The following is a 14,993-nucleotide window of genomic DNA, read 5'->3' on the forward strand; positions in this document are numbered from 1 at the left end:
AAACTCTGCATAATTAGGCTAGTGTGTAGTACGCATTGCACTTAACCATCATATGATAAGTCATAAACATATACATGACACTAGACACTATAAAATGAATAGTTAATAGTAAAAGAATTAGTTAGCAAGTATACCATTCTTGCGCATAGGATAAGAGTAACCAACCTTTGAACTAAAGGTATTTGTCAGAAACTTTCGGTATAGCTTATGCATGCCGAGTAAAAACGTGCAGGTGTTTTTTAAATAAGGAGGGGAATAGCGTGGGAAAAGAAGTAGATAAAAGTTTTGCTGTCTCAAAAGAAGACTGGTCCCTCCATCGTAAAGGCCACGATGATCAAAAAAGACATCAAGAAAAAATTAAAGAAGCCATTAAAAATAATTTACCGGACTTAATTACAGAAGAAAATATCGTGATGTCCAATGGAAGAGAAGTTGTTAAAATCCCGATCAAATCATTGGATGAATATCGAATTCGGTACAATTATGATAAAAACAAACATGTGGGTCAAGGTGATGGAGACAGTAAAGTTGGGGATGTAGTAGCACGTGACGGATCTGCTGGAGATGGTCAAAAAGGAGCAGGAAAAGGTCAAGGAGCAGGTGATCAGGCTGGAGAAGACTACTTTGAAGCGGAAGTGTCCCTCATGGAGCTTCAAGAGGCTTTATTTGCTCAATTAGAACTGCCTAATCTTCAGCGAAAAGAATCTGATCAAATTGTTGTGGAACACATTGAATTTAATGATATACGACGTACAGGTTTGATGGGGAATATTGATAAAAAACGAACGATGATGAGCGCTTATAAGCGAAACGCAATGACAGGAAAGCCTGCTTTTCATCCTATTTATCCGGAGGATTTAAAATTTAAAACGTGGAATGAAGTTATAAAGCCAGAATCGAAAGCAGTCGTTTTAGCTATGATGGATACGAGCGGTTCGATGGGCATATGGGAAAAATATATGGCACGAAGCTTTTTCTTTTGGATGACACGCTTTTTACGTACGAAATACGAAACGGTGGAAATTGAATTTATTGCGCATCATACAGAGGCAAAAGTAGTGTCAGAAGAAGACTTCTTCTCCAAAGGAGAAAGTGGAGGAACCATCTGCTCATCTGCTTACCGAAAAGCGCTTGAATTAATTAACCAAAAGTATGATCCGAGCCGTTACAATATTTACCCGTTTCATTTTTCAGATGGTGATAACTTAACTTCAGATAACGCAAGGTGTGTAAAGTTAGTAAATGAATTAATGAAAGTGTCAAATATGTTTGGGTATGGGGAAGTAAATCAGTACAATCGACATTCCACTTTAATGTCTGCGTACAAAAACATTCAAGACGAAAGCTTTAGACACTTTATTTTAAAACAAAAATCAGACGTTTTTCATGCGATGAAAAGCTTTTTTAGAAAAGAGACCGAAGACCAAAAATATGCATAACCTAAAAGGCCTAGACTTGTTATCTAGGTCTTTTTTATGCGGTTTATTCAGCGCTTCTTTGGAGATAGTAAAAGTACGACTTTATCCAAAAGGAGAATAAGTGAATGAACGAAAATATAAAGAGTGAAATGCAAAAACATCAACAAAATCAGCGGTTGAATGCAGCCGAGTTAGGTTACTTATGGGCGCAATATTTAGGCGATACGCTGTATGTATGCGTTCTTGGATATTTTCTATCTGTTGTAAAAGATCCAGAGATTAAGGAACTTTTAAAAAAAGCACATCAGTTTTCACAAACTCATGTAGACGAATTGACGGAATTATTCAGTTCAGAAAAAATTCCAATTCCAGTAGGGTTTGGGGAACAAGATGTGAACAAAGGAGTTCCTGCTTTATTCGATGATATTTTTATGGCTATTTATGTAAACGAAATGGCCATTGGAGGTATGAAGAAATATGCCAGAGCGCTAAGCGCAGTGAGAAGGCAAGATATTTATGACCACCTATCTCGATGTGTAAAAGAAAGCGACATTCTTTTAGAGAATTCTAACCACGTTATTTTAAGAAAAAGCATGCTGATGAGACCTCCGGTTATTCCTTATCCTGTAAAAGTGAATTTTGTGGACGAAAAAACATTTATATCACCATTTTTCTCTCAAATGCATCCTTTAACTTCTTTAGAGGTTACCGCTATTCAAGAAATTGTTAATACAAATGTATTAGGTAAAACGCTGATGCTGGCCTTTAGTCAAGTAGCTACCACACAAAAATTACGCTCTTATTTTTTTGATGGAGTCAAGCTTGCAAGTAAGCAAATCAAGCACTTCACCGAATTACTGTCTGAAGCTGATTTACCAAGTCCGAGGTTGCTTGATGCATATGTAACCAACTCAACGATTTCACCGTTTTCAGATAAGCTGATGATGTATCATACTTCTACAGCGGTGACGATCGCTATTGATAACTGCGGTGCTGGTTTGTCTATGGCCTTCCGTTCGGATGTAGCAGTAGAATTTTCTCAGCTAATTGGGCGTATAGGGAAGTACGGAAAAGATGGAATTCGAATTATGATTGAGCAAGGGTGGATGGAAGAACCTCCAATGGCAACTGATCGTAAGAAGTTGGCAGAGAAATAAGAAAGATATGTTGTGGATTATCAGTAATTTTGCGGTGCTGAAACATATATAGCTAAATGAAAATAGGTTGCTCTAGACCCACTTGAATGAACAGTGATAAGATAAAAAAGCTGATTTTTCAAGAAGTAAGTCGAGGTGTGCAAATGAATAATAGTATAAGGGAGTCCATTGCGAAAAAAGTAGCATGGATTAGCGTATGGAGCAATATTGCCCTTACGCTAGGAAAAGTAATAGTAGGATGGATTGGAAATAGTGATGCCGTATTTGCTGATGGTATTCACTCTGCAGCGGACGTATTTGCCTCTATTATTGTCTTGTTGGTTATACGAGTAGCAAATAAGCCAGCAGATGATGATCATCCATACGGGCATGGAAAAGCAGAAGTAATTGTCTCAGGAATTGTAGGAATTATTTTATTGCTTGTATCATTTTATGTGGTATTTGAAGGAGTCGTTGGTTTATTCCATCCGGTTGAATCTCCAAATATTTTAGCCATGTGGATTGCTGTTATTTCATACATAGCAAAGGTATTATTGTACCGTTATTCTTTAAACGTAGCCAAGCAGCACCACAGTAAGGCAATTGAGGCAATTGCATTTGATCATAAAGCAGATATTGTTGCTTCTATTGCAGCGGCAATTGGTGTTTTATTATCCATTATTGGTGATAAAATGGATGTTCAACTGCTGTTATACGGAGATAAAATAGCAAGTATCTTTGTTGCTTATTTAATTTTTAACATTGCCAGACAAATGATGGGAGAGTCTTTTCAAATCTTAATGGAAGGCAATATTGATGAAGAGCTACTGAAAGAACTTGAAGAAAGTATTTATGAATTTGAAGATGTGAAGCGGATTGATCGCGTCCGAGCAAGAGAACATGGCCATTACATATTAGTGGATGTACGTATTTCAATTGACCACTTTAAAACAATTAAGGAAGGTCATGATTTAGGACGAGAAATCAAAGCTACACTTATGAAAAAGCATGATAATATTCAAGAAGTACTGATTCATTTGAATCCGTATTTTCCAGATTAAAAAGACGCAGCGAAAAAATTTCCGCTGCGTCTTTTTGCATTTTTTACATACTATTCATTTTTTTAGAAACAATGAATAATAACAAGAGACATCGAGGCAGGTGAGTGGCACTGTTAATCAAACGAAGATCTAAATGGAAAAAAAGTCCTATCTCCCTTGAAGCAGAAGAAAAAGCAGAAATTGAACCTGGTAAAAACATAGAAGAAATTGTAAAAGAACTTGAAGAACGGTTAGATTATTCAAACGATATAGGGAAAAGACAGCTGAAATTTAATCACGAGAGTGCACTTTTAGTCTATTTTGTCCCTCTTATGGATTCAATGAAGCTAAACGATCATGTTATCAAACCTTTATTAATAGAAAAAGAAGGAGAGATAAAAGAAGTCATACAGGCCGCTTCGATTACTCCTGCAAAAGATTTGGATGAAATGATTAGTTTAATGAGCCGAGGTGCGTCTATTCTACTAATTGAGAATGATTCGTTTGTGTATGCAATTGACTCTACCAAAACGGCTACAAGAGAAGTTAATCAAGCACTGAACGAAAAAGTGGTTAGAGGTTCACAGGAAAGTTTTGTTGAGAGTTTGGACAAAAATCTAAACATGATGCGTCAAAAATTTTTAGATGGAAGCCTTATTGTACGCTACATCGAAGTAGGCAGTATTTCACGCACTCGAGTAGCAGTTTTATATCTGAAAAATATAGCGAACATAGAAATTTGTAATATGATTATTGATCGTATCAAACAAATTGAAGTGGATGGAGTGGATAGTGGGAGTGTCATTGAAGAGGCTCTAGAAGATTCACCTCTGTCACCATTTCCTCAGCTGCTGAATACAGAAAGGCCGGATCGAGTAATGGGTAACTTGTTAGAAGGAAGAATGGCAGTTTTAACAAATGGTAATAGTTCTGCATTGATTGCCCCTGTTAACTTTTTTACTTTTTATCAATCACCCGAAGATTATAATACGCGTGCACTTTATGGCTCATTTTTCCGGCTTTTACGCGTATTTAGTTTTTTTGTTGCGATGAGTTTACCTGCAATTTATATAGCAACGATTTCTTTTCATTACGAGTTAATTCCTCTAGACTTAGTTTTTACCGTAAAAGGCTCTCTTGAGAACGTTCCGTTTCCTCCGATAGTAGAAGCGTTTATTATGGTTTTAATATTAGAGTTACTAAAAGAGGCGTCGCTCAGGCTACCTTCATCAATTGCTCAAACAATTGGAGTCGTTGGGGGATTAGTTATCGGCACGGCCATTGTTGAGGCGAGTTTAGTTTCAAATATGATGATTATTGTTATTGCTCTAACAGCCGTTTCTTCCTTTGTTGTGCCGTCAAACGAAATGAGTACCACGCTGCGGATTTTAAGTTTTCCTATGATGATTGGAGCAGCCGCTTTTGGCTATTTGGGTATTGTTTTTGTACTAGTTCTTATTGTTATGCATTTAGTTATTTTAGAGTCTATTACGATGCCTTACTTAATCCCTTTTGCGCCATTTAAATTTTCTGGCTTAAAGGATGTTTTTATAAGGATGCATCAGCTCTATTTGAATGAAAGGCCTGCTAACGCTAAGCCTCAAAAACGCCAACGTCAAAAAGCGATAAGGAATTGGGATTCAAATGAATAAAAATAGTATTTCAGCCAGCCAGCTGTTCTTTATCATTTTGCAAACTCAAATTGGTATTGGTGTTTTAGGGTTACCTTATAACTTATTTAAGACGGCGCATACGGACGGCTGGATTTCCATGTTAATTAGCGGGTGTATAATTCAAGTCATTACATTGTTCCACTGGGGACTAACGCATCGGTTGCCAGGTCTAACTTTATATCAAATGACCAGCAAGCTGCTTGGTAAGTGGATAGGGAATTTTCTAAATGTAGGATATGTATTTTATTACATCATTGTTTCAAGTGTTATTACTGTTTTGTATGTAAACGTGTTAAAGCGCTGGCTGTACCACTTAACCCCAGCATATGTTTTGGTCCTTTTATTAGTTGTTATTGCCCTATATTTTGCAAAAGAGAATGTTCGAAACATAGGGCGTTTTTTTACAATTGTATCTGTATTTTTAATCATTTTAGTCTTACTGGTGTCAAATGCTTATAAAGAGGCTGATGTCCGGTATCTATTTCCGATTGGGCACAGCGGTATTCAAAATATCTTGCTAGCGTCAAAAGAAGGAAGTATCTCAATGCTAGGCTTTGAAGCCATTTTGATTTTAGCACCGTTTGTAAAGGCAAAATCCACTATGACATTGAAAATGGTCATGCTTAGTAATTGTATCGTTACGATTTTATATGTGTATATTATCATTGCTTGTTATATGTTTTTTAGCCCAGATGAAATTTTAATTGTACCAGAACCGGTTTTATATATTTTGAAGGCGACACAAAACTCAGTGATTGAACGAATCGATTTGGTTTTTATTACTTTTTGGATTATTTCTGTTATTACGTCCCTTATTATGTACGTGTATATTTCAAGTGTAGGCATGCAGGAAATATTCAAAAAGAAAACTCACCGTCCGTTTGTTCCAATTGTATTGATATTCGTAACAGGTCTTTCTATTTATTTTTCAAGAACGGATAATCTTGTGGCAGCTTTGTCACAGGCAACTAACTACTTAATTTACGTATTCATTTTCTGTATTCCTATTTGTTTGTTAATTCTATCATGGATAAGAAAAGGAACAGTAAAAAATGAAGTATAAACTTATCAAGGTATTGAGCATATGTTTAATTTTAAGTTTTCTAACAGGATGCTGGGATCAAAAATTGTTAAAAGATACGATGTTTTTGTCTACAGTGGCTTATGAAAAAAAGAAAGATAAGGTGATTTCTACTATTGCGATCCGTTCCTATACGTCTAAAGAAGGGACATTAGTGAATAAAACCTATCATGTAGCAGGGGATTCACCTCGAGACGATCGTACAAAAATTAACCAGCAGGTTTCTGGAATTGTTATGTCTGCTAAAAAAAGAATTGTTTTATTTGAAAATCAATTAGCTAAGGAGGGTGTATTAGAATTATCCGACGTTTTATATCGCACATCAGAAAGTCCTTTGACAGCTAAGTATGTCATTGTAGAAGGAAAGCCGAGTACCATAGTTGAATTACAGCAAGTAGGAGAAGAGCTAATTGGAGAGTATTTAGACGGAGTTGTTCATACGGCTGAAGTCAATTCTTTAGTGCCTGTTGAAACTCTTCAGTCACTTTGTACCGTTTTATTTGATGAAGGAAAAGGACTAGCACTCCCTTATGTGAAATTAAATACTGAAAATAAGACCGTTGATGTAATCGGTACAGCTTTATTTAATGAAGATAAATTTTCAGGCATTACATTAAATCCTGAGGAATCCAAGGTGCTTCTTTTATTAGGAAATCAAAAAGATAAATATATGATTATGAGTCACAAAATTACCATACATGATCAACAGTATGTAGTATCGTATGATGTGTCAGGCGCTAAAGCAAAAATGCACCTTAAACCGGATGCGATGTACGGAGCGAAAGTAACCATACCGCTACATGTAAAAGTAAGCATTAATGAATTTACCAAAAATGAAATGTCATCTCCTGCATTGACAAAAAAGGTGCAGGAAGAAATTGAAAAGATTCTACAAAAAAAAGCTGAAAAAGTAGTTGGAAAGCTACAAAAAGCTAACTGTGATTTTCTGGAAATAGGAAGAGAAGCAGCTGCTTATCATCCGAGTATATGGAAAAGGCTTAAATGGAGACAGGACTATAAAAACATCTCGATTAATCCGAAAGTACAAGTGGAAATTATCCATCGTGGAATTATTAATTAAAAAAAGTCATGCGAAACGCATGGCTTTTTTTAAGTGGAAAAATGTTAGTTTACAAAATAATAAAAAGGGAATTGTATTTATTTATTGATGTGATAGGATAAAAAAAGCATGTAAATCCATTCACTACGAATGAAAGCAGTGGACATATACATATAGATAATAATAAATGGTTTGGGGAGTCAAAGAAGGTGATGTTGAAGTGAATGTAAGCATCAGGTCAATCGTTAAAAAAGTCATGTTCATTCTATTTATTGCGTACGGGGCAGTGGTCATTTATGCTACTCTCATACGGGAAAACGAACATGTTTACGGAAAAGCAATGAACTTGGATTTATTTAGTACAATCCGTCTGATGTGGGACAGCGGTAATATAATGCTCACTCTGACAAATATACTGGGAAATATCGTGATGTTTGCGCCGCTTGGAATGTTTATTCCGTTGTTTATGAAGTGGTTTGACGGTTTTATTCAAGTCTTTACGACTGGTTTCTTAATCAGTTTTCTGATTGAAATTTTACAGTACAAGCTAACGGAACGAGTATTTGATATTGATGATATCTTTTTGAATACGCTAGGTACATTTATAGGCTGGGTTATTATTAAAATACTATATTGGATCAAGAACATGCTGAAAGCACGTTTCAAAAAAAGATGAAAGGACTTCTTTACGAAGTCCTTTTTGCATCTTGTTGATAGAAACACTTAATGCAGCGTCTTACGGAAGAATGTGAGGATTCAACGATAATGTGCTGACAATTTTGCTGAACAAATAATAACTTTCCTTCAAGCTGCTTAATTTGTTTTTTAAGCTGTTCTACTTCATTATTGATAGATATTTGAACCACTGTTAACAAACTCTTTAGCTTTTTCTTTCATTCCTTCTTTTCTTACTTCGTTTACATCTTTTTCATTTTCTTGAGCCATGTTACGAATATCTTGAGAAATACGCATCGAACAGAATTTAGGTCCACACATTGAACAGAAATGGGCTGTTTTAGCACCTTCAGCGGGAAGTGTTTCATCGTGATATTCTTTTGCGCGCTCTGGATCTAGTGACAGGTTAAATTGATCATTCCATCTAAATTCAAATCTTGCTTTAGACAGAGCATTATCGCGTTTTTGTGCTCCTGGATGGCCTTTTGCTAGGTCAGCAGCATGCGCAGCAATTTTATAGGTGATAACGCCTTCGCGAACGTCTTCTTTATTCGGGAGTCCTAAATGTTCTTTTGGCGTTACGTAGCAAAGCATAGCTGTCCCAAACCAGCCAATCATTGCAGCACCAATACCTGATGTAATATGGTCATAGCCTGGAGCGATGTCGGTTGTAAGCGGTCCAAGAGTATAGAAGGGGGCTTCCTGGCATATTTCCATTTGTTTATCTACGTTTTCTTTGATGAGATGCATTGGAACATGTCCAGGACCTTCAATCATAACTTGAACATCGTGTTTCCAAGCAATTTTAGTTAATTCACCAAGCGTTTCTAATTCACCGAACTGTGCCTCATCATTAGCATCTGCAATGGAACCAGGACGTAGCCCATCGCCAAGCGAAATAGCAATATCGTATGCTTTACAGATTTCACAGATTTCTTCAAAGCGAGTATATAAAAAGTTCTCTTCATGATGAGCTAAACACCACTGCGCCAAGATGGATCCTCCGCGTGAAACAATACCTGTCGTACGTTTCGCTGTCAGAGGAATATAACGTAAAAGAACACCTGCGTGAATAGTAAAGTAATCAACACCTTGTTCTGCTTGTTCAATTAATGTATCGCGGTATGCTTCCCACGTTAGATCTTCTGCTACGCCTTTTACTTTTTCAAGCGCTTGGTAAATAGGAACGGTCCCTACAGGAACAGGCGAGTTGCGGATAATCCATTCGCGTGTTGTGTGGATATCCTTTCCTGTTGATAGATCCATAATTGTATCGGCTCCCCAACGCGTTGCCCATGTCATTTTTTCTACTTCATCTTCAATAGCTGAACGAATAGCTGAATTTCCGATATTAGCATTAATTTTCACATGGAATTTGCGGCCGATAATCATCGGTTCGCTCTCAGGGTGATTGATATTATTAGGGATAATCGCACGTCCTCTTGCTACTTCTTCACGCACAATTTCAGGATTCATCTGTTCACGAATAGCGATAAATTCCATTTCGGGCGTGATGACTCCTTTTTTCGCATAGTGCATTTGCGTTACATTTTGATTTTTTTTCGCGCGCAAAGGTAAACGTTTAGTGATAAAGCGCTCGTACTGATCTCTTGGATCACCGTCATAATAACCGTTATCCTGTGGCTGAACCGTACGGCCTTGATATGTTTCTACATCGTTTCGTTCTGCAATCCACTTTTCGCGCAGAGCCGGTAATCCTTTTTGTAAATTAATTTCATAAGAGGGATCTGTATAAACACCGCTCGTGTCGTATACACGTACGGGACTATTTTCTTCTTCACCAAAAGACCCTGTAGTAGGAGACTGATGAATTTCACGCATAGGTACTTTAAGGTCTTGTCTGGATCCTTGGACATATACTTTGTGACTGTTTGGAAAAGGCTTTTTCATAGAAACTGATACATTTTGTTTTGACATTACATATTCCTCCGGTTTCGCATAAAGTGTAGCTATACCGAACCATAAAAAATCGGGTTCTGTGATAGACAGAACCCGATGGAATAGGCAAAAAAAGAATAAAACTATACTATTCTTTTCAAGACTACTTCCCTCCGCTGGTATAACCCAAATCAGGTTCAAAGGGTTAAAGAGTTTTATTGCACTCTTCTCTCAGTCTGAGCTATCAGACACCCCTAGTAGAAATAACATTCAAATTATTCAATTTACGGCTTAAGTTTACCATCATTCGGTAAAAAATCAACCCTTAAATAAAAAAAGCTAGACAATTAGCGTTGTCTAGCAGCATCGATTGCAATCACAATAGCTGTAATAATATGCATGATAAATCCCAAAAATGGAATCCAAGCAACCAGTGAGGTAACAAGCCCTAGTATGTTTCCATAAGCAGATAACCCTCGTCTATTAGCTAAAATGAGTGTGATAGCATGAAGAATAAATCCAATAAAAAGAGGAGTATAGCTAAAGCCCATAACAATCCCCGCGCCAATTAAAGGAATTCCCAGCAAGGCTTCATACCCAGCAGTGACCCATTTCATTGTACGTACATTTCCATTCATAGTAAAAAGCCTCCTAAAAAAGATACTACTATATACGAGAAAAGAGAGAAAAAAGTTTCAAATTACTTAGGGGATATGTCGTATAATTCAGCCCTATTGGATTAAAATGATAGATGACAGTAAAGGGGGATGGAAAAAACATAATGATTTAGTCATTTTTTCACACTAAAGAAAAATAGTCTAGATGATTCATTTTTAGCTAAGGAACCAGAATTTATACTGAACATAGTGACTGCTTTTTAAAATAAATAAAAGCTGATATCGTGTTTTTTGGTTGTAGCATGTAAGCTTTTTATTACAAATTATTAAAGATTCTTATCTTTTTGCAAATACACATTGTATTTCATAGTTTTAACAATTATGATAAAAAAGCAAGTGTCAAAATAGGAAAATAGTTGAGCATGTAAAACGAAGCGATAAGCTTATTAATTTGAAAGAAAGGCAAGGTACATAGCTTTATGTGGGAAATTATTGTAGCAATCATTTTAGGGATTGTAGAAGGTTTAACAGAGTTTGCTCCTGTTTCGTCAACTGGGCATATGATTATTGTGGATGACCTGTGGTTAAATTCAAAAGAATTATTTTCATCTCCAGTAGCTAATACATTTAAGATTGTTATTCAGCTAGGGTCGATCTTAGCAGTAGTTGTTATTTTTAAAGATCGTTTTATTAATTTATTAGGATTGGGAAAAAAACCAGCTGCTGCAATTGGACCGACAAATCGCTTAAATTTAATGCAGGTAATTGTTGGTTTGTTACCCGCAGGAGTGTTAGGACTTTTGTTTGATGATTACATTGATGAACATTTGTTTTCTTTAAATACGGTGCTAATTGGCTTAGTGGTCGGAGCTGTATTAATGATTCTAGCAGATTTGTTTGGACCTAAACGTCCGCGTGTAGAGACGGTGGACCAAATGTCTTATGGACAAGCACTAGGTATAGGACTGTTTCAATGTATTGCTCTTTGGCCAGGTTTTTCTCGTTCAGGCTCAACGATTTCAGGAGGGGTTCTTCTTGGAATGAGCCATAAGGCAGCCGCAGATTTTACATTTATTATGGCAGTGCCAATTATGGCAGGAGCAAGTGGACTTTCATTGGTTAAAAACTGGCAGTATTTCACATCAGATGCACTACCGTTTTTTATTGCTGGTTTTATCAGCGCCTTTATTTTTGCGCTTATATCGATTCGCTTTTTCTTAAAATTAATCAACCGCATTAAATTAGTTCCGTTTGCCATTTATCGAATTGTCTTAGCGGCTATTCTATATTTTGTATTTTTATAAAATAAATAAGCGTATTTTATAGCCATTTAAACTTCTGATAAAGACTTAAAAAGCAAGAAAAAGCTATTGCAACATTGCAATAGCTTTTTTGCATAAATATATATTATTGTCTTTTGAAAGCGTTTTATAAACATGGGTATTGACAAAACGTGTCGAAAAATAGTAAATTAATATTTGTGCAGTATAAAGTTAAGTAAAAGTAAGACTTCTGTTTAGTTTTATTGACTGTAAAAAACGTATGACAACGTATAGATCGTTTTAATTTTATAAAAATTGAATAATAAGCTTAATCGTATAGAGCGGGGGAATCATTATCGGCAGTAAAGCTGCCTTGGGGTGAATCCTTACAAAAGGTAGGAAACTCTCAATTCCGAATCCGACAGTTAACCTCGTTTGCTTTATTGAGAGAAAGAGCCCAAAATAGCGTAAGTAAAAGGCTGTTCTTTCTTAAGAATAGTCTTTTTTGTTTTTTCAGAAAAGTATATACAAATGTCATACATCTTTGGGGAGGTACATCTATGAAAAAAATTCGTTTTGGTTTGGCTACGCAGATTTTTACCGGTTTAATCCTCGGTGTTCTTGTAGGAGTAATTTGGTTTAACGATCCGCGTGTAGTAACATACCTGCAGCCGCTGGGAGACTTGTTCTTAAGATTGATTAAGATGATTGTTATTCCAATTGTTATCTCAAGTTTAGTCGTTGGAGTTGCAGGAGCAGGTAGCGGTAAACAGGTCGGAAAGCTGGGCGTTAAAACCATTCTCTATTTTGAAATTATTACAACTTTCGCAATTGTAATCGGTGTATTGATTGCTAATATTTTTCATCCTGGACAAGGTGTAGACATTCATTCAGCACAGAAGAGTGATATTTCACAATACGTTGAAACATCCGAACAGCAAGAAGGAAAGTCAGTGGCTGAAACGTTCTTACACATTGTTCCGACAAACTTTTTCCAGTCAATTGTTGAAGGAGACATGCTAGCAATTATCTTCTTTACAGTATTGTTCGCACTTGGAGTAGCGGCAATTGGAGAAAGAGGAAAGCCTGTTGTTCAATTCTTTGACGGCGTTTCTCACGCAATGTTTCACGTGGTAAACCTAGTAATGAAAGTGGCTCCGATTGGAGTATTTGCTTTAATTGGTGTAACAGTTTCGAAATTCGGTTTAGAGTCACTCCTTTCATTAGGAAAGCTTGTTATCTTAGTTTACTTAGCGTTAATTTTCTTCCTACTTGTTGTATTAGGAGGAATTGCGAAATGGGCAGGAATTAACATTTTCCACTTATTCCGCTATATGAAAGATGAACTGTTGTTAGCATACAGTACATCTAGTTCTGAGACAGTTCTTCCGCGAATTATGGAAAAACTTGAAAAGATGGGCTGTCCAAAAGCTATCGTATCGTTCGTTGTACCAATTGGTTATACATTTAACCTAGATGGTTCTGTTCTCTATCAAGCGATTGCAGCGTTATTCTTAGCGCAGGTGTATGGTATTGATTTAACGATCGTTCAACAGCTGACGCTCATTCTGGTATTGATGGTTACATCTAAAGGAATGGCTGCGGTGCCAGGAACATCATTTGTTGTATTACTGGCTACTCTTGGAACAATCGGCGTTCCGGCAGAAGGATTAGCCTTCATTGCGGGAGTAGACAGAATCATGGATATGGCACGTACGGTTGTTAACTTAGTAGGAAACACACTAGCAGCAATTGTAATGTCTAAATCTGAAGGCAAATTTGACCCTAAAAAAGGTACAGAGGTCATGAGAGCCGGCTAATTTATAAATTAAAAAGCTACTTATTCTATTCAAAAAATTAGAATAAGTAGCTTTTTTCATAATAATTCCTTTATTATTATGGAAATTGACCCTATAATATGTAACATCAGGTATAAATATATCCAAATTTTATTCTTACATAAAAGCAGTCACTGGTTCCTTTCTTTATCAGTAAATATAGAGATAGCTTAGCTAGTTGGGGGATAGTAGAGTATGTGGAAAAAGCGAATATGGGTCATCGCCTCGATAGTAATCGTATGTTTGTTAATCCCTTACAGTTTACCGATTGTGTTTGCTTTATTAACAGCATTAGCGCTTGAGGGTATTGTTCAAAAATTGCATCAATCTTTTAAAATGAAGAGAGTCTACGCAGTGCTTATGACCTTCATTTTATATGTTGTTTCGCTCATACTTATTGGATTTTTTATTGTTCGGACAATCGTCACGCAAGTGGTTGCTCTTTCAAAGATAGCGCCTTCATTTGTAAAAGAAATCTATGAAACCGCGATTTATCCAACTATTATCAAGTGGAAATACTATTCAAACGCTCTTCCTACAGAAGTGATTTCTTCTATCGAGCGCACGCTTGAAAAAACCGTAAATTCATTAGATTCTCTATTAAAAAGTACCGTGGAAATCATCATTAGCTTTGCTGCTACTGTTCCTGGGTTTCTACTAGAGTTTCTTATTTATTTAGTAGCGCTTGTATTTATCAGCCTTGAGCTGCCTGCTATTAAAAATAAAATTAAGTCATTTTTAACAGAAGAAACGAAATATAAGCTACAAGTTGTCATCACTCAGCTTATCCAAGCGGGGGTTGGTTTTATTAAGGCACAAATTATTTTAAGTGTCATGACGTTTGTAATGGCTTATGTAGGGCTTTGGCTATTAGATGTTCCGTATACCGCGCTGCTTAGTTTATTAATTGTAATTGTCGATATCTTACCAATCCTTGGGACAGGCTCGGTGCTCGTTCCATGGGGGATTTTTGCTCTTACGCAAGGACATGACTCATTAGCAATCGGCTTATTTATTCTATTTGGAGTCATTACGGTAGTAAGACGTGTAGTAGAACCAAAAGTATTTTCTACAAATATGGGTATTTCACCTTTGGCTGCATTAGTTAGTTTGTACATTGGATTTAAACTTTTAGGTTTTGTCGGGTTGTTTTTAGGACCGGCTTTAGTTATTTTATACGATGCTCTTCGTAAAGTAGGTATTATTCAAATTAACTTTAAACTATAAAAGCGCTGGATAAAACTAGCGCTTTTTTTATTGAAACTTTTGTAGTACGTCATACGTAAAGAGGGAA

The 14,993-nt window shown here is 36.3% G+C and carries 12 protein-coding genes and 2 riboswitches; of the genes, 10 read left to right on the forward strand and 2 right to left on the reverse strand.

The genetic code is table 11. From position 1 onward, the window contains the following. The first annotated feature begins 260 nt into the window (after positions 1-260). The 7 genes from yhbH (at position 261) to CEQ83_RS02265 (ending at position 8,084) form a co-directional block, all read left to right on the forward strand. Positions 261-1,439 carry a sporulation protein YhbH gene (gene yhbH, locus CEQ83_RS02235; RefSeq protein ID WP_028412691.1) on the forward strand — a complete coding sequence of 393 codons (1,179 nt, stop codon included), beginning with the start codon at positions 261-263 and terminating at the stop codon, positions 1,437-1,439. 104 nt (positions 1,440-1,543) lie between these two features. Then, positions 1,544-2,575, forward strand: a complete 1,032-nt coding sequence (locus CEQ83_RS02240; RefSeq protein WP_028412690.1) for a DUF3231 family protein — start codon at positions 1,544-1,546, stop codon at positions 2,573-2,575. Positions 2,576-2,718: 143 nt separating this feature from the next. Beyond that, positions 2,719-3,615, forward strand: a complete 897-nt coding sequence (locus tag CEQ83_RS02245; RefSeq protein WP_226313313.1) for a cation diffusion facilitator family transporter — start codon at positions 2,719-2,721, stop codon at positions 3,613-3,615. A 104-nt stretch (positions 3,616-3,719) separates the two neighbouring features. Beyond that, positions 3,720-5,246, forward strand: a complete 1,527-nt coding sequence (locus tag CEQ83_RS02250) for a spore germination protein (RefSeq protein WP_098112437.1) — start codon at positions 3,720-3,722, stop codon at positions 5,244-5,246. Continuing rightward, positions 5,239-6,330 carry a GerAB/ArcD/ProY family transporter gene (locus CEQ83_RS02255; RefSeq protein WP_155017001.1) on the forward strand — a complete coding sequence of 364 codons (1,092 nt, stop codon included), beginning with the start codon at positions 5,239-5,241 and terminating at the stop codon, positions 6,328-6,330. Before CEQ83_RS02250 ends, CEQ83_RS02255 begins: the two co-directional genes overlap by 8 nt. Continuing rightward, entirely contained in the window at positions 6,320-7,429 is a 1,110-nt protein-coding gene (locus tag CEQ83_RS02260; RefSeq protein WP_098112435.1) for a Ger(x)C family spore germination protein, read from the forward strand. Before CEQ83_RS02255 ends, CEQ83_RS02260 begins: the two co-directional genes overlap by 11 nt. Before the next feature lie 199 nt (positions 7,430-7,628). Beyond that, entirely contained in the window at positions 7,629-8,084 is a 456-nt protein-coding gene (locus CEQ83_RS02265) for a VanZ family protein (RefSeq protein WP_228123026.1), read from the forward strand. Between the two features lie 167 nt (positions 8,085-8,251). Here the strand turns inward: CEQ83_RS02265 and thiC are convergent, their stop codons facing one another. Together thiC and CEQ83_RS02275 are read right to left on the reverse strand one after the other, a co-directional pair. Further along, positions 8,252-10,021 carry a phosphomethylpyrimidine synthase ThiC gene (thiC, locus tag CEQ83_RS02270; protein WP_028412684.1) on the reverse strand — a complete coding sequence of 590 codons (1,770 nt, stop codon included), beginning with the start codon at positions 10,019-10,021 and terminating at the stop codon, positions 8,252-8,254. 112 nt (positions 10,022-10,133) lie between these two features. After that, positions 10,134-10,248: riboswitch (TPP riboswitch) on the reverse strand. Between the two features lie 81 nt (positions 10,249-10,329). Next, positions 10,330-10,620 (reverse strand): hypothetical protein, encoded by a 291-nt coding sequence (locus CEQ83_RS02275; RefSeq protein WP_014461804.1) that lies wholly within the window; start codon positions 10,618-10,620, stop codon positions 10,330-10,332. A 458-nt stretch (positions 10,621-11,078) separates the two neighbouring features. Between CEQ83_RS02275 and CEQ83_RS02280 the strand changes: the two genes are divergently transcribed. The 3 genes from CEQ83_RS02280 (at position 11,079) to ytvI (ending at position 14,926) form a co-directional block, all read left to right on the forward strand. Beyond that, positions 11,079-11,903 (forward strand): undecaprenyl-diphosphate phosphatase, encoded by an 825-nt coding sequence (locus CEQ83_RS02280; protein WP_028412683.1) that lies wholly within the window; start codon positions 11,079-11,081, stop codon positions 11,901-11,903. A gap of 273 nt (positions 11,904-12,176) precedes the next feature. Continuing rightward, positions 12,177-12,316, forward strand: a riboswitch (cyclic di-AMP (ydaO/yuaA leader). A gap of 105 nt (positions 12,317-12,421) precedes the next feature. Continuing rightward, the gene (locus CEQ83_RS02285) at positions 12,422-13,681 is read left to right on the forward strand and encodes a glutamate/proton symporter GltT (RefSeq protein ID WP_028412682.1); all 1,260 of its coding nucleotides are present in this window, start codon (positions 12,422-12,424) and stop codon (positions 13,679-13,681) included. Between the two features lie 213 nt (positions 13,682-13,894). Further along, positions 13,895-14,926 carry a sporulation integral membrane protein YtvI gene (ytvI, locus tag CEQ83_RS02290; RefSeq protein ID WP_013055188.1) on the forward strand — a complete coding sequence of 344 codons (1,032 nt, stop codon included), beginning with the start codon at positions 13,895-13,897 and terminating at the stop codon, positions 14,924-14,926. The last annotated feature ends 67 nt before the right edge of the window (positions 14,927-14,993 follow it).

Origin of the sequence: Priestia megaterium, assembly GCF_009497655.1 — a bacterium.
GTDB lineage: Bacteria > Bacillota > Bacilli > Bacillales > Bacillaceae_H > Priestia > Priestia zanthoxyli.